The organism is Rhodococcus sp. 14-2470-1b, assembly GCF_002259415.1.
In the GTDB taxonomy this organism is placed as follows: domain Bacteria; phylum Actinomycetota; class Actinomycetes; order Mycobacteriales; family Mycobacteriaceae; genus Rhodococcoides.
Window position 1 is genome coordinate 42,570 of record NZ_NPFY01000024.1, and the last position, 14,669, is coordinate 57,238.

The 14,669-nt window shown below is 64.0% G+C and carries 14 protein-coding genes and 1 pseudogene; 4 read left to right on the forward strand and 11 right to left on the reverse strand.

The genetic code is table 11. The features are described from left to right. Positions 1-5: 5 nt before the first annotated feature. The gene (locus tag CH293_RS18445; RefSeq protein ID WP_094721051.1) at positions 6-950 is read left to right on the forward strand and encodes a sugar-binding transcriptional regulator; all 945 of its coding nucleotides are present in this window, start codon (positions 6-8) and stop codon (positions 948-950) included. 67 nt (positions 951-1,017) lie between these two features. Here CH293_RS18445 and CH293_RS18450 read toward each other — a convergent pair whose 3' ends face one another. Next, positions 1,018-3,228 (reverse strand): MMPL family transporter, encoded by a 2,211-nt coding sequence (locus CH293_RS18450; protein WP_094721052.1) that lies wholly within the window; start codon positions 3,226-3,228, stop codon positions 1,018-1,020. 127 nt (positions 3,229-3,355) lie between these two features. Here CH293_RS18450 and CH293_RS18455 point away from each other — a divergent pair, with 127 nt between their 5' ends. Continuing rightward, complete coding sequence (locus tag CH293_RS18455; RefSeq protein ID WP_094721053.1) at positions 3,356-3,970, forward strand: TetR/AcrR family transcriptional regulator; 615 nt, start codon at positions 3,356-3,358, stop codon at positions 3,968-3,970. On the opposite strand, the gene CH293_RS28610 is transcribed toward CH293_RS18455, so the two are convergent. The 3 genes and pseudogenes from CH293_RS28610 to CH293_RS18465 all read right to left on the reverse strand — a co-directional run bounded on the left by CH293_RS28610 (position 3,967) and on the right by CH293_RS18465 (position 4,997). Further along, on the reverse strand, positions 3,967-4,218 hold the full coding sequence (locus CH293_RS28610; RefSeq protein ID WP_255122905.1) for a DUF3253 domain-containing protein: 252 nt from the start codon (positions 4,216-4,218) through the stop codon (positions 3,967-3,969). The two genes, CH293_RS18455 and CH293_RS28610, sit on opposite strands and share 4 nt — an antisense overlap. Positions 4,219-4,233: 15 nt before the next feature. Continuing rightward, a pseudogene (locus tag CH293_RS28615) lies at positions 4,234-4,362 on the reverse strand (DUF2256 domain-containing protein); the annotation flags it as partial. A 20-nt stretch (positions 4,363-4,382) separates the two neighbouring features. Next, positions 4,383-4,997 carry a TetR/AcrR family transcriptional regulator gene (locus CH293_RS18465; protein ID WP_255122901.1) on the reverse strand — a complete coding sequence of 205 codons (615 nt, stop codon included), beginning with the start codon at positions 4,995-4,997 and terminating at the stop codon, positions 4,383-4,385. An 86-nt stretch (positions 4,998-5,083) separates the two neighbouring features. Here CH293_RS18465 and CH293_RS18470 point away from each other — a divergent pair, with 86 nt between their 5' ends. Further along, positions 5,084-6,436, forward strand: a complete 1,353-nt coding sequence (locus CH293_RS18470; RefSeq protein WP_094721056.1) for a cytochrome P450 — start codon at positions 5,084-5,086, stop codon at positions 6,434-6,436. On the opposite strand, the gene CH293_RS18475 is transcribed toward CH293_RS18470, so the two are convergent. Both CH293_RS18475 and CH293_RS18480 read right to left on the reverse strand, forming a co-directional pair. Then, on the reverse strand, positions 6,429-7,292 hold the full coding sequence (locus CH293_RS18475; RefSeq protein WP_255122902.1) for an alpha/beta fold hydrolase: 864 nt from the start codon (positions 7,290-7,292) through the stop codon (positions 6,429-6,431). The genes CH293_RS18470 and CH293_RS18475 overlap by 8 nt on opposite strands. A 37-nt stretch (positions 7,293-7,329) precedes the next feature. Further along, complete coding sequence (locus CH293_RS18480) at positions 7,330-7,626, reverse strand: antibiotic biosynthesis monooxygenase (RefSeq protein ID WP_037105401.1); 297 nt, start codon at positions 7,624-7,626, stop codon at positions 7,330-7,332. 73 nt (positions 7,627-7,699) lie between these two features. Here CH293_RS18480 and CH293_RS18485 point away from each other — a divergent pair, with 73 nt between their 5' ends. Further along, entirely contained in the window at positions 7,700-8,011 is a 312-nt protein-coding gene (locus tag CH293_RS18485; protein WP_094721058.1) for a hypothetical protein, read from the forward strand. 29 nt (positions 8,012-8,040) lie between these two features. On the opposite strand, the gene CH293_RS18490 is transcribed toward CH293_RS18485, so the two are convergent. The 5 genes from CH293_RS18490 to CH293_RS18510 form a co-directional block, all read right to left on the reverse strand. Then, entirely contained in the window at positions 8,041-10,446 is a 2,406-nt protein-coding gene (locus CH293_RS18490; RefSeq protein WP_094721059.1) for an ATP-dependent Clp protease ATP-binding subunit, read from the reverse strand. A gap of 153 nt (positions 10,447-10,599) precedes the next feature. Then, complete coding sequence (locus CH293_RS18495; RefSeq protein ID WP_094721060.1) at positions 10,600-11,481, reverse strand: hypothetical protein; 882 nt, start codon at positions 11,479-11,481, stop codon at positions 10,600-10,602. A 43-nt stretch (positions 11,482-11,524) separates the two neighbouring features. Continuing rightward, a complete protein-coding gene (locus CH293_RS18500; RefSeq protein WP_094721061.1) occupies positions 11,525-12,361 on the reverse strand; it encodes an SDR family oxidoreductase in 837 nt (278 codons plus the stop codon). 31 nt (positions 12,362-12,392) lie between these two features. After that, positions 12,393-13,184: a maleylpyruvate isomerase family mycothiol-dependent enzyme gene (locus tag CH293_RS18505; protein WP_094721062.1), complete on the reverse strand. Its 792-nt coding sequence runs from the start codon at positions 13,182-13,184 to the stop codon at positions 12,393-12,395. Between the two features lie 17 nt (positions 13,185-13,201). Beyond that, positions 13,202-14,647, reverse strand: a complete 1,446-nt coding sequence (locus tag CH293_RS18510) for an aldehyde dehydrogenase (protein ID WP_094721063.1) — start codon at positions 14,645-14,647, stop codon at positions 13,202-13,204. Positions 14,648-14,669: the final 22 nt, after the last annotated feature.

A 14,669-nucleotide genomic window follows, 5' to 3' on the forward strand; every position in this document is an offset into this window, starting at 1 on the left:
GGGTCATGCCGGAGCAGAATGTTCCGCGAGTTGGTCCGGAAGAACTGACTCAACGCGGACTGGTCGCGCGGCGCTACTACCTCGACGGACGGACCCGAATACAGATCGCCGACGAATTGGGTCTGTCCCGGTTCAAGATCGCGCGAATACTCGAGGATGCCGTGACGTCCGGCATGGTCGAGATCAAGGTTCACGCACCGGAGTCGATCGACATCGAACTGTCTCGTGCACTCAAGGACACGTTCGGGCTACGTATGGCATTCGCGGTTCGCACGGGAGGGGATGAGCAGGACGTCCTGTGGGATGCGGTCGGCCGTGTCACCGCCGATCTGCTCAGTGAAATCGTCACGTCCGCGGACGTACTCGGGGTGGACTGTGGACGAACGCTGTCGAGGATGACGACACATCTGGATTCCATCGCGACGTGCGACGTGGTGCAGTTGACCGGAATGGCGGGAGCAGTCAGCTCGACCTCGGCCGAGTTGGTGCGTCGGATCACCGAGCTCGGTAGCGGACACGCGTGGTCGATGTATGCGCCGCTGGTGGTGGCCGACTCCAGAACCGGCGACGCGTTGCGGGGGAGTCGTGGCATTCAGGAGACGCTGAAACATCATGCGTCGGTGACCAAAGCGGTTGTGTCCATCGGGGCGTGGAAGCCTGGCCTGTCCCAGGTCTACGACCTGCTGTCGCCGGACGAAGCGCAGGAGCTCACGGCAAAAGGTGTGGTTGCCGAGTCTTGTGCGCTACTGCTGGACTCCGACGGAAACCGCGTCGATGGATTGGACGATCGCCGGATCGGGGTCTCGGAAGAGGACTTGAGGGGGATCGCCGACGTCGTTGCCATCGTCGCGGGCGAGAAGAAACTCGCGGCTGTTCGGTCGGTCCTGAAGTCCGGGCTGGTGTCCTCGCTGATCATCGATGCGACCACCGCAGCAGGGCTGCTTCGCTGAGACGCCGCCTGCAGGATGTCGAAGTGGCCGCCTCTAGCGATCGAGGCGGCCACGACGGATCCTGAGGTCAGCTGTGTGCAGGTTCCGGAGTTCTCGCCGGGGCCAGCTTGTCGTTCAAGCCCTCGCCCTCCACGTCCAGGTTGGGTAGGAGGCGGTCGAGCCACGCGGGCAGCCACCACATCTTGTCGCCGACGATGGCCATGACGGCCGGGACGATCATCATGCGGACCAGGAAGGCGTCGGCGAGAATGCCGATGGCCAAGGCGAATCCGATGGTCTTGATGATCACCTGATCTGTCAGTGCGAAGCCGGCGAAGACGCCGAACATGATCACGGCTGCTGCGACGACGACGCGCGCACTGTGCTGGAAGCCCACGACAACGGCCTGTCGCGCCGGGGCGCCGTGCACGAAGGCTTCACGCATTCGGCTGACGAGGAACACCTCGTAGTCCATGGCCAGACCGAACAGGATGCCGGTCAGCAGCAGCGGGAGGATGAAGATCACGGGTGACTGGGTGTCGACGCCGATGAGGTTCGCCAACCAGCCCCACTGGAACACTGCCACGGTCGCCCCGAGCGAGATACCCACCGAGAGCAAGAATCCGAGAGCGGCTTTGAGCGGCACCAGGATCGAGCGGAACACCAACATCAGCAGAATGAAGGCAAGTCCGACGACGACCGCCAGGTAGAGCGGGAACACCGAGGTGAGCTCGGCGGCGATGTCGACTCCCACTGCCGTCTGTCCTGTCACGAGAGCGCGAGCTCCGGTTTCGGAGGGCAGATCCGACATGGTCTCGCGGATGGTCGACACGAGTTCCTTGGTGGCCGCGTCGGATGGTGCGCTGTCGGGAATGATCTGGACGGTCGTGAATCCGACTGCTGCGAGCTGAGGTTCGAGTATCTCGGGGACCGGAGGCACGATGGCCGCGATGTCGGTGCCGATGCCGTCCAGCTTGTCGACGGCGGTGCCGACGGCCGCGACCGGATCCGCTGCGTTTTCGGTGTCGATGACGACGACGAGAGGGCCGTTGGCGCCGGGACCGAAGTTGTCGGCGATGGTGTCGAATGCGACGCGGTTGTCGCTGCCGGTAGGAGCTGTGCCGTCGTCGGGCAGTGCAAGTTCCATCGAGGCGATCGGCAGTGAGACGACGGCAGCAACGAGCAATCCTGCGACGAGCGCAGGCCATTTGAACGCGCTCACCTTCTCGACCCACCGCTGCCCGTTGGTGCGTGTTTCCGGGTTCTCGGGATCGACAACCTTCAGGCCCTTGATCTTTCCTCCGAGGACCTTCTTGCCGGCGAATCCGAGGATCGCGGGCAAGAGAGTCAACGCGACGAGCACCGCGATGAACACCATGAAGGCGCCGCCGATGCCCATTTGAGTGAGGAATCCGATGCCGCACACCGACAGTCCGGCGAGCGCGATGATGACGGTCAGTCCCGCGAAGATGACCGCCGACCCTGCAGTTCCGACGGCCTTGCCTGCCGCCTCTTCCATCGAATGTCCCTGTCTGACTTCGCTCTGGTAGCGAGACATGATGAAGAGTGCGTAGTCGATTCCAACAGCGAGCCCGAGCATCGTGCCCAATGCGGAGGTCACCGAACTGAGTTCGACGAATGCGCCGAGCACGGTGATGCCCATGATGCCGATTCCGACGCCGATGAGTGCCGTCAGAAGTGGCATGCCTGCAGCAACGAGAGATCCGAAGGTGATGGCGAGAACGATGATCGCGACACCGATGCCGATCAACTCGCCGAGCGGAACCTCGCCCGTGGCGGTGACGGCGTCGCCGCCGACGGCAACGGTCAGCCCTGCGTTCTCGCCTACCGTCTTCGCGTCGTCGAGGGCGTTGCGGTCCGCGTCGACGAGGTCGACTGCGGGCGTCGTGTAGGTCACGGTCGCGTAGGCGGCCCGGCCGTTCTCCGAGATGGTGCCGGTGGTGAACGGGTCGGTTGCGGAGGCGACGTGCTCGGTCTGGGCGGAGGCGATGGCGTCGGCGACCGCGGCCTGGTTTGCCGGGTCGGTCAGCGATTGTCCTTCCGGCGCCTCGAACACTATGCGGGCAGTTGCACCGTCCGCCGATTCGCCGCTGCGTTCGGAGATGAGTGAGAACGCTTCGGTCGATTCGATGCCGTCGAGCTCGAACGAGTCGGAGGTCTGGGTGTTCAGTGTCGACGCGCCGAGCACTCCGAGGAGTAGCAAGACCACCCAGATCCCTGCGACGAGTTTTCGGTGCAGGAAGGACCAGCGGCCCAGCCTGAACAGTTGCCATGCCATGGGAGGCACCTTTCGATTGGAAGTGATCTCTGATCAAGGAGCGTAAACCTAGTTGGTAGTGACTACCACATTCTGAAGTCGTGATGGTAGTCACTACCGATAAGGGGGCAGCTGCTACATTGCTGGCATGGGGCTACGTGAAGTGCACGCGGCGCAAACGCGCGAATTGATACTGGATGCGGCGTTCGCGCTGTTCCTCGATCGCGGGTACGACAAGACGACCATGGAGGACATCGCCGCCAAGGCGGAGATCGGCACGACCACGCTGTACCGCTACTACCCGACCAAGGACTTACTGGTGGTCGGGCCGCTGGAACTGAACGGTCAGATGGCGGACGAACTGCGCTCGCGACCCGAGGACGAGCCACTCGAAGTTTCCTTGGGGCACGCGCTCCGTGCACTGCTCCTGACGCCCCGAGCGGGCAGTGAACGCTTCGTCCAGATTCAGCAGATTCTGGACGTGACGCCGTCACTCACGACACGGTTGTTCGAGCAGTACATGCACGAACGCATGATGCTCGAGCACGCAGTCGCCGACAGGCTCGGGCGCCCGCACGACGACCTGTACAGCAAGGCGACTGCGCGGATGACGACGACGGTGCTGGAACTGGTAGGTGAGCGCAGTCCGATGCGCGACCTGGGCGACGACGCAGAGGCATTGCCGCGAATTCTGGAAATAATGAAGTACGTGATGCAGCAATTGCACTCGGAACCACCGCTGTGGCCGCGGTTGGACAGCTAGCGTGTCCAGCGAATTCTGATGGGACCCTTGGCTGTCGACGGGTCCACCACCGACCCCTTCTGGGTGATCTGGACTTCGCCGGCATCGACCAGTCGTCGCGCGGCCCGGCGCACCGGCTCCATCAGATCGCGCCAGTCGTCCTCGGATACTGCGCGCGCAACATCGGACGGGCAGATCGTGGAGTCTCGGGAACGGGCGTCGAGTAGCTCTCGAATCTTGTCCTCCAGCTGACGGTCCGTCGCACTCACCTTGTGCCGCCGGCAGGAATCGCTGCAGTACTTGATGTCATCCCAGTTCTTCTCCCACTTCCTGCGCCACTCGATGCGCCGCCCGCACGACGCGCACGTCTTGTCCGCGGGTGTCGACTGCTTCGGTCGACGAGTGTGAGCCACCCTGTCGACTGTAGCTTTCCTCAGCGATGCGTCGTGGCGACGAATTGGCGCGTTGCGGCGTCGACGATCTGTGACGGGGTCACATCGATCTCGTCGTTCAACCAGGCGACGACGAGTTCGGCCAGGCCGCCGATGAACAGGAGGCCCGTGATTTCCGATTCGGGCTCGGGTAGCGCGTGGTCGCCGTAGAGCTCGTGTGCTTCTGCGGCGACGAGACGGGCGAATTCACGCATCGATTCTCGACGGTGCGCGCGCAGCGACTCGACGGCCGAGGACTCGATCATCGCGACGCGGCCTTTGCGGCGATCGTCGGTGAGGACGTTGACGAACGCGGTGATGGCGTGCCGAACCTGGGCTTCGACGTTGTCCGCGGGGGAGTGGAGTGCGTCCAGTGCGGCGGTGCGGATCTCGTCGGACACCGCGTCGACGACGCTGCGCAGCAGATCGTCTCTGCTGGTGAAGCTCTCGTAGAAGTAGCGTTCGGTGAGTTTGGCCTGCGCGCAGATCGCCGTCATGGTCGCGCCGTTTGCTCCCGAGGCCGCGAACACCTCCAGTCCGGCTTCGAGCAGGCGCGCCCGACGGTCGGCGGCACGGTCGTCGGCGCTCATGCCTGCGTATCTGCGGGTTGTGGACATGAATAGATGTTGACAGACGCGACAAGTGTGACGCAGACTACAGTTATCTGACAGAACGTCCTGTCAGATCGAGGAAGGTCTGGCGAATGGCACGAATCCTGGCGGAACCACCGGCTCGATCCCCGTTGAAAGCGGTCTCCGGTGACGGGGGACTGCCTGTTGTCGGTCACACGCTCGAGTACATTCGCGATCCCCTGACTCTGTTTCGTAGTCGATGGGACAAGTACGGCGACGTGTCGTGGCTGACGATGGCCGGGCAGCGATGGATCACCGTCCTCGGGCCGGACGCATGCCAGGAGGTCCTGCAGAACAAGGACAAGGCGTTCGTCAACAGCGACGGGTGGTCGCTGCTCATCGGCCCGTTCTTCCACGGCGGGCTCATGCTGTTGGATTCCGACGAGCACCTGCGTCATCGACGAATCATGCAGCAGGCGTTCACCCGCGAGAGACTCGTCAGATCGGTCGACTCTCTCAATCCGGTGGTTGCCTCGGGGCTCGACGGGTGGCACGCCGGCGACGCCGTGCAGGTCTATCCGGCACTGAAGGCGCTGACTCTCGGCGTCGCGACGTCGGTGTTCATGGGTGGAGCCGAGGACAGCAGCGATGCCGAGATCGACGTCGTGAACGCAAGTTTCGTAGCCTGCGTCCAGGCTGCCACGTCCATCGTTCGATACCGCCTACCCGGGACTCGATGGAAGCGTGGGCTCGACGGACGGAAGGTGCTCGACGACTTCTTCCGGCGTTATCTGCCTGCGCGTCGCGCCCGCGAGACCGATGATCTCTTCTCTGTCCTCTGTCACATCGAATCCGATACGGGTCAGCGCTTTTCGGACGACGAAGTGGTCGACCACATGATCTTCTTGCTGATGGCGGCGCACGACACCTCGACCATCACGCTGTCGACGATGATGCAGTACCTCGGGCAGCATCCGCAGTGGCGGGAGAAGTGCCGAGCCGAATCGCTGGCTCTGGGTACGAGTTCGGCGACGCTGGATCAGCTCGACGAACTGGTGAGCGTCGACCTGGTCATGAAGGAATGCCTGCGCCTCGTGTCGCCGACTCCCGTCGTGGCTCGTCGCGCTGTGAAAGACACCGAGGTGCAGGGAAAGTTCGTCCCGGCGGGAACATACGCATCCGTCGCCCCGCACTTCACTCATCACATGGCGCAGTACTGGCCGGATCCGGAGAAGTTCGATCCGGACAGGTTCTGTGCAGATCGACGCGAGGACAAGGTTCATCGCTACGCGTGGGAGCCGTTCGGTGGCGGAGTGCACAAGTGCATCGGAATGTTCTTCGCCGGAGCGGAGATCAAGACGATCATGCATCATCTGTTGCTCCGATTCGACTGGGAAGTCGACCCGAGATACGTTGCACCACTGAACTTCACGTCGCTGCCCTTCCCGGAGGACGGGCAGCCCGTGAAGCTCCGGCTCAGGTGAGACGGCTCGTCAGCCAGCCGACGATGTCTGCGGTGACCTCGTCCCTGTTCGTTTCGTTCAGGATCTCGTGGCGGGCTCCGGGGTAGATCTTGACCGTCACGTCGCTGAGCCCCGCCTCGCGGTAGCGTGCGGCCAGTTGCTCGATCAACTGTCCGCCGCCGGCCAGCGGGTCGTCGGATCCCGACGCAATCAGCAGCGGCAGGTCGGACCGGATCTCCTCGAGCTTGTGCGGGTCGGCAAGTGTGTCCGCCTCGGTGAACATTGCAGGCACCGTCGCCGCGGGCAGGTCGAAACCGCACAACTCGTCGGCGACATAGGCGTCGACTTCCGACTCGTCGCGCGACAACCACTCGTATCCGGTGCGGTGCTCGAAGGCGCTGTTGAACACGCTGAGATCGCCGGCCGGGGCGTCGACCATGCCCGCGGCGAGCACATCGAGGGTGGTGGACCCGGACAGGACCACACCCTCGTACAGGTCGGACCGCTCGATCAGAACATGTTGGGCGGCAAACGAACCCATCGAGTGCGCGAACAAGAACAGAGGTAGATCCGGGTAATCGTTCAACAGTTTCTCGCCGAGTTGTTCGATATCCGCCCACAGTGCGGGGAAGCCAAGTGACCCCAGATCGCCCGGTGTCTGCGCGATCGACGTGCCATGGCCCCGATGATCGGATGCCACGACGTGAAACCCAGCGTCGTTCAGCGCCCCGGCGAAGCGGGCGTACCGACTGCCGTGCTCGGCAAGACCATGGGCTATCTGAACGACACCACGAGCAGGAGTGACCGCAGTGGGCCAGGTATAGGTGCTGATCTCGAGCTGATCCTGCTTCGAGGTGTACGACGCTGCAGTGGGCACTGGTTGGTCTCCTTCGGTGCTGAGGGGTATACCCATGCTAGGCCCGAAGAACCGGCGAAAAGTGCTCGACGACCGGAAACGGGTCGTAGAAGTGGTGCAGCAACGCCTTCCACTCCTGGTACTCGGCTGATCCGCGGAAACCCTTGGTATGGGCTTCGAGGGTGTCCCACTCGACGAGCAGAAGATAGACCCCTGGTTGTTCCACGCCGCGTGAGAGGGAGAGCGTCACAAACCCCGGCATCGCAGAGATGAACGGCTTGGCGTACGCAAAAGCGGTCTCGAATTCCTCCGAGCGATCGGATGTGACGTGAAGTAGAGCATGCTCCAGAATCATCTGCTCATCTTTGCCGCAGTGCGTTGTACTCTGCCGGTCGGGGAGTGTCGTCAATGACGATGGTGGGGGATCGATGGAACAGAAGCCGTCGTTCGTGTGGCTGTGGCGGGAATCGCTCGTGGCGAGTGCTGTAGCGACCTACGGGGTGTGCGCAGGGACCGCGATTGTTGTCCTCTGGGTCTTGGCGGCAATGAATGGGGTGTTCTCGCCGGAGACTGCAGGGGTGGCTGTTGCCCTTGTCCTTATCTGGGGAACCTGGTACTTCGTCATGGTCGGATGGGTTCTGATCCTTGTCGTCTCGCTGCTGGTTGCGTGGGTGCGATACGTCATAGCGGTACGCAGGTATCGGCGGTGGCCACTACGTGAGAAACCCTCCCGCGCCTGACTGCACGGGAGGGTTTCGACGGAGCTGCGCTACGCCACGTTCAACGCGAGTTCGTCGTCCGCGACGTCGACGGATACGCTGCCGCCTTCGGCGAGGATGTCGTCCAGGAGCAGGTCGGCGATCTTGTCGTCGAGTGCCCGCTGGATGGATCGACGCAACGGCCTGGCACCGAATTCGGGCTGGTGACCGTTCTTCGCCAGCCAGTCGACGGCCGAGTCGCTGAACGTGATCTCGATGCCCTTGGCCGAGAGACGTTCCCGGCTTTCGGCGAGCATCAGATCGGTGATGCGATGCAGCTGCTCGGTGTCGAGCTTGCGGAACACCACGATTTCGTCGATGCGGTTGAGGAACTCCGGTCGCATCGCTTCACGGAGGCGTCCCATGACTCGTGCACGCAACGGCTTCTCGTCGAGGACACCGGTGTTGAACCCGGTGCCGCCGGACTTGCTGGAGATGATGTCCGAGCCGAGGTTGCTGGTCATGATAACCACGGTGTTCCTGAAGTTCACCGTGCGGCCCTGGCCGTCGGTCAACCTGCCGTCGTCGAGCACCTGGAGAAGCGTGTCGAACACGTCGGGGTGGGCCTTCTCGATCTCGTCGAGCAGCACCACCGAGTACGGATTGCGTCGCACCTGCTCGGTGAGCTGGCCCGCTTCGCCGTAACCGACGTATCCGGGAGGTGCACCGACGAGTCGGCTGACGGTGTGACGTTCACCGAACTCGCTCATGTCGAGGCGCAGCATCTTCTTCTCGTCGCCGAACAGAGACGCAGCCAGTGCTTTTGCGAGCTCGGTCTTGCCGACGCCGGTCGGCCCGAGGAACAGGAAGCTGCCGACGGGACGGTCCGGGTCGCTCATGCCGGTCCGGCTGCGCCGCACCGCACGGGCGATGGCCTCGACGGCCTCGTCCTGTCCGACGACGCGCTCGTGCAACTCGGATTCCAGACGCCGCAGACGTTCTTTCTCTTCCTGCGTCATCTGGCTTGCCGGGATTCCGGTTGCCCGCGAGACGATCTCGGCAATGTCCTCGGCGGACACCTCGGGGGCATCGTCATCGGACTTGCCGTTCAGACGGTCGTGCAACCGCTGTGCCTCGTCGCGAAGCTGAGAGGCGCGCTCGTAGTCTTCCTTCTCGATGGCCGTCGCCTTCTCGACTTCCACTGCGGCGATCTTCTTCTCGATCGCGTCGACGTCGATGCTCGGCCTGGCGAGTTGCTTGCGGGCACCTGCCTGATCGACGAGGTCGATGGCCTTGTCCGGGAGGAAGCGGTCACCGATGTAGCGATCGGAGAGTTCGACGGCGGCACTGATCGCCTCGTCGGTGTAAGTGACACCGTGGTGCTCCTCGTACCGACTACGCAGCCCGGTGAGGATCGCCTTGGCGTCGTCCACGCTCGGCTCGGGAACCGTCACCGGCTGGAACCTGCGTTCGAGGGCGGGGTCCTTCTCGATATTCGTGCGGTACTCGTCCAGGGTGGTGGCGCCGACGATGTGCAGTTCGCCGCGAGCGAGCTTGGGCTTGAGGATGTTTCCGGCATCCATGGCGCCCTCGGCACCTCCGCCTGCGCCGGCGATGGTGTGTACCTCGTCGATGAACACGATGAGCTCGTCGGAGTGCGCAACGATCTCGTCGATCACCTTGGTCAAGCGCTCCTCGAAATCACCGCGGTAGCGGGTGCCCGCAACCATGGACGACAGGTCGAGTTGCACGATTCGCTTGCCCGACAATCGATCGGGAACGTCACCGTCGACGATGCGCTGAGCCAGCCCTTCGACGACGGCTGTCTTGCCGACACCTGCCTCGCCGACGAGGACTGGGTTGTTCTTGGTGCGGCGGGAGAGGATTTCGATGGTCTGCGCGATCTCGTCGGCACGGCCGATGACCGGGTCGACACCACCCTCGCGGGCGCGCTCGGTCAGATCGATGCCGTACTTGTCGAGGGTCGGCGTCTCGGACTCGGACTGCGGTTCCACGGAACCACCCTTCAGTGCGGTCTGCAGGCCCTCGGGAGTGATGCCCTCGTCCGCAAGCAGCCGGCCGGCGATGTGCTCCGGATCGGCGGCGAAGGACAGGAACAGGTGCTCGGGATCGATGTACGTCGAACCGAGGCTTTGTGCGATGTGGTGGGCCTCGAGGATGGCGGTCTTCAGCGTGCTGCTCAGGGCGGTGGCGCTGACCGAGGTCTCGCGCGCCTGGGGAAGCCGAAGTTCCACGGCGTCCGCCACCGAGTCGGGGGTAGCACCCGCGCGCTGCATGAGGTCCTGGGTGGGGTCGTTCTTCGCCATGACGTGCAGAACGTGCAGTGCATCCAGTTCTGCATCACCGCGACCGGCAGCGAACGTGGCTGCATCTCCGATGAGCGACTGGGTGGCCGTGCTCATCAAACGGCTGATGTCGATACGGCGGGGACCCTGCGGACCCAGGTATGCCGGCATTCGTTCCTCCTACTGCAAGGTTGAGCGTATTCGGCTCAATTAACGTGCTCGCGACGATATCAATTCCCTCCGACACCAATAAATTCCCCCGGGCAGCACGAAGCCCCGCCGACCACGGTCGACGGGGCCTTGTGCGCGGAGACGCTCGGTCGATCAGCTCTTCTTCTTGGTGCCGGGCAGGATGCCCGCGTCGATGACGGCCTTGACGTACGGGCGGACACTGGTGACCAGGGCTTCCGCGTCGGGCACGTTCTTCCAGATCGACGACGCCAGCGCATCGGTCCGGGCCTCGATGTGCGCGTCCTGTTCGACGCCTCGATCGGTGAGGGCTTCCCGGCCGTCGGTGGTCGTGAGCAATCCGCGGGAGACCAGACGATCCGCGGCGGCGGCCCACTCCTCGTCCGACCACTGGCGGGTGAGCTGGGTGATGCGCTTGCCGAGCACTCGTCGAGCTTTCGGGTCCGGATGCTCCGCCTCGTGGAACACGACGGCTTCCGTCGGATCGAGTTGTGCGTCGACCAGTGCGGCCAGGTGGCCGTCGCCTCGCCATTCGCGGATCACGGCGATGGAGTGCCACAGCGCCAGATGTGGTGCGTCCGGTCGCTCTGTCGAATGCCATGCTGCAGACAACGGCCGACCTGCGAAACAGGCGGTGTCGCCGATGTCGCGCAGCCGATCGGCCACGCGGGGGAGATCGGGGTCGGACGCCAGGTCGCCCAGCGCGTCGCCGAGGACGGTGTCGAGCATGGTCCATCGGCGTTCGGTGATCTTCTCCAGTCCGGCGTCGACGGCCGCCGGCCACACGCGCTCGATCAGCGCAGGATTGAAGTTGTAGAACGTCGCCGCGACGACACCCGCCGTGGTCCGACCGAGCGGTGCGGCACGCGACCCGACGTACCACGCGTGCCCGTCCACCCCGGCGTCCGCGGAGACCGTCTTCAGCAGGGGATTGAAATAGGCGGTGATGTGGAACGGCTCGAACGTGGTGTAGGCGGCGCGCGCCAGGGCGGTCGATGTGTCGCTGCTCATGATCACCGAACCTACCCGCCGTCGGGTCAGCACCCCACTCTTACAGGGATCAGTACAGATAGTCCTCGCCGCTGGCGCGGACGGTGATGTCGCTGATGCTGATTCCCCAGGGCTGGTCGATGACGTGCACCACGGCGTCGGCGAGGTCGTCGGGCTTGATGAGCCAGTACTCGATGTTGTCGACGTCCTTCTGCTCCGGGCGCAGGGTGTCTGTGGTCGCGGCAGTCATGTTCTCGGTGAAGATGGCACCGCGCTGACCGGTCAGTCCGAGGATCGCCTCGTCGTTGACGATCCAACTCGCCAGGTTCGTGCCTGTGACACCTGTGGGCTTGACCGTCGTGACCTTGATCTTGCCCTTGGCCTCGATCCGCAGTGAATCGGAGATCGTGGTGACTGCGGCTTTCGTTGCGCTGTAGACGCCGGAACCGTCGATGCCGGCGTTGCCGAAGATCGACGAGATGTTGACGACCTGGCCGCGGCCCTGCTCGATCATCTGGTCGTAGACGGCGGAGATTCCGTTGACGACGCCCTTGATGTTGATGTCGATTGCCTTGTGCCACTTCTGCCATGCGCGCTCGTGGTCGGCGAAGTACGCCAGTGGCATCACGCCTGCATTGTTCACCAGTACGTCGATCGCGCCGAAGGTGGCGACGGCGTGTTGTGCTGCTGCGACTACCTGATCCATGTCGGTCACGTCGGCGACCGAGTAGGTTCCGGCGTGGCCTCGGGCCGCGATACCGTCGAACACGGCTTTCAGGCCTGCTTCGTTGATGTCGAGGCCCACGACCTTGGCGCCCTGGGCTGCGACTTTCTCGGCGATGAGCTGGCCGAAGCCACCGCCGGCGCCGGTGATCAGAATGACTTTGTCCTGCAGGTACTGCGACATTGCGTTCTCTTTCTTCGGGGGATGGTCGAATTCAGACGATGTCGATGGCGTCGAGGACCGACGCCACGAGCGTGCGATCACCGCTGACCGTGACGGCGGATCGCCATGCGGATCGTGTTGTGCCCCAGCGCAGAAACTCCGTCGCCGACGAGGTGGCGACGTGCTCGGGGAGGTTCTCGTCCTCGGTGACGACGACGGCATCGTCCTGCCGGGACAGGACGAATGTCCTGTCGGTGGCTCCGGTGAGGTGAAGGCCTACCGGTGATTTCAGCGAGGCGCCTACACCGTCGCCGCACATCTGGGGGAGTCCGGCGATCATCCAGTCGATCGCTGGATCGATCGCGGTGGCCACGTCCACGTCACCTGCGGTCATGGGGCCGAAGGGCTGCAACAGATCCGACGTGAGGTGCACCAGGTGATCGAAGGACAGGGCATCGCTCAGCTGGTGCAGCTTGTACGTTCCGAGGTCGAGCATGTCGAGGGTGTTGTCCCGCAGGTCGGGGGAGTTCAGTGCGGCCAGCGTGGCAAGTCCGGCCTCGGACTGCTCGCGGTAGTACTCGAGTATCTCCTCGTGCGGAAGATCGGCGCGTTCGCGGACGGCAGCGTCGTTGAGACGTTCGGACTTTCCGCTGGGATTCGGTGGGAACACCAGGTCGGGATCGGCGATGAAGTTGAAGAAAAATGCCATGTGGCCGATCAGGTCGTGCACGCGCCAGCCGTGGCAGGCGGTGTCTGCTTCCCACTCGGCGGTGCCGAACTGCTCGGCGATCTTCAGAGTGTCGGCGGCCAGTGCGCGGGCACCGGCGAGTCCTGCGTCGGACATCGAATCCTCGATTTCTTCTACGATGCGAGAAAGATGGACTTGAGTTGCTGGTACGCGGCCAGACCTTCCGGGCCGAGTTCACGCCCGAGGCCACTGGCCTTGACGCCGCCGAACGGCGAGCCCCAGTCCAGGTTGAAGGTGTTGACACCGAACGACCCCGTCTCGACGCGCCGTGCCACGCCGATGCCACGTTCTTCGTCGGAGGTCCACACCGTCCCGCCGAGGCCGTACTCGGAGTCGTTGGCCAGAGCGACAGCGTCGTCGACGTCGTCGTAGGCGATGACGGACAGAACCGGACCGAATACCTCCTGGCGTGCGATGGTGCTGGCGTTGTCGACGTCGGCGAACACCGTCGGCTGCACGAAGTATCCGACGCCGTTCACTCGTCCACCGCCGGTGGTGATGGTTCCGCCTTCCGCACGTCCCTGATCGATCAGCGAGAGCACCCTGTCACGTTGTGCGGCGCTGACCATCGGACCGATGAAGGTGGCCGGGTCCATGGGATCGCCGACGGGCAGGCTCGACGCCATGGCGGTGATGGCGTCGACGTAGGCCCGACTCTGGCTGCGCGGAACGAGAATTCGAGTAGACATGTAGCAGGTCTGTCCACTGTTGAGCAGTGATGCGGTGGACAGACCCGTCACGGTTCGTTCGACGTCGGCGTCGTCGAGAACCAGGGCAGCGGACTTACCTCCGAGCTCGAGGGTGGCGGGTCGGAGCAGTTCCCCGCAGACCCGGCCGATGTGACGTCCGGCCGCCGTCGAACCCGTGAAGGCGACTTTGTCGACGCCGGGATGGGCGACGAGGTACTGCCCCACGTCCGGTCCGCCGGTGACGATGTTGATCACGCCGGCGGGGAGTTCCGCAGCGATGGCGGCCTCGGCCAGAACGTAAGAGTCGAGAGTTGTCTCCGGCGACGGCTTGAGCACGACGGTGCACCCTGCAGCCAGTGCGGGCGCGATCTTGAACATCGACAGCACCGCTGGAAAGTTCCACGGCGCGATGGCGGCGACGACCCCGACGGGTTCGCGGCGCACGATTGTCGTCCCCGGCATCGGTTGGCTGGCGCGGCGCTCTTCCAGCGGCGTCGACTCGGCGAGGTCCGCGTAGTAGCGCAGCAACTGGACCGGAGCAGCGCCTTCGGCGAACCGAGCAAGTTCGACGGGCATTCCGTTCTGTCGAGTGACCGTCGTCGCGCGCTCTTCGGCTCGCTTCTCGAGTTCGTCGGCGAATCGACGTACGAGCCGGGCCCGGGTTTCGGGAGTGAGCCCGGCCCAGTCGTCGCGGCGCAACGCAGCCCGAGCCGACGACACCGCAGCGTCGACGTCAGCGTCGGTCGATGTGGGAAACGAGCCGATTTCCTGCTCGGTGAGGGGCGAGACGACGGACGTCCGGCCGTCGGTGCGAGGGGGTGTCCATCCTCCGTCGATGAAAAGAGCGTCGTGGTCGATGCGAGCGGTCATATCGGTTCCTCCTGGGGCGCGT

Bases quoted from the DNA above. Each gene is read 5' to 3' on its own strand.
- CH293_RS18470 (WP_094721056.1), top strand. From the start codon at position 5,084: ATGGCACGAATCCTGGCGGAACCACCGGCTCGATCCCCGTTGAAAGCG.
- CH293_RS18490 (WP_094721059.1), bottom strand. From the start codon at position 10,446: ATGCCGGCATACCTGGGTCCGCAGGGTCCCCGCCGTATCGACATCAGC.
- CH293_RS18510 (WP_094721063.1), bottom strand. From the start codon at position 14,647: ATGACCGCTCGCATCGACCACGACGCTCTTTTCATCGACGGAGGATGG.
- CH293_RS18500 (WP_094721061.1), bottom strand. From the start codon at position 12,361: ATGTCGCAGTACCTGCAGGACAAAGTCATTCTGATCACCGGCGCCGGC.
- CH293_RS18480 (WP_037105401.1), bottom strand. From the start codon at position 7,626: ATGATTCTGGAGCATGCTCTACTTCACGTCACATCCGATCGCTCGGAG.
- CH293_RS18485 (WP_094721058.1), top strand. From the start codon at position 7,700: ATGGAACAGAAGCCGTCGTTCGTGTGGCTGTGGCGGGAATCGCTCGTG.
- CH293_RS18450 (WP_094721052.1), bottom strand. From the start codon at position 3,228: ATGGCATGGCAACTGTTCAGGCTGGGCCGCTGGTCCTTCCTGCACCGA.
- CH293_RS18455 (WP_094721053.1), top strand. From the start codon at position 3,356: ATGGGGCTACGTGAAGTGCACGCGGCGCAAACGCGCGAATTGATACTG.
- CH293_RS18445 (WP_094721051.1), top strand. From the start codon at position 6: ATGCCGGAGCAGAATGTTCCGCGAGTTGGTCCGGAAGAACTGACTCAA.
- CH293_RS18505 (WP_094721062.1), bottom strand. From the start codon at position 13,184: ATGTCCGACGCAGGACTCGCCGGTGCCCGCGCACTGGCCGCCGACACT.
- CH293_RS18465 (WP_255122901.1), bottom strand. From the start codon at position 4,997: ATGTCCACAACCCGCAGATACGCAGGCATGAGCGCCGACGACCGTGCC.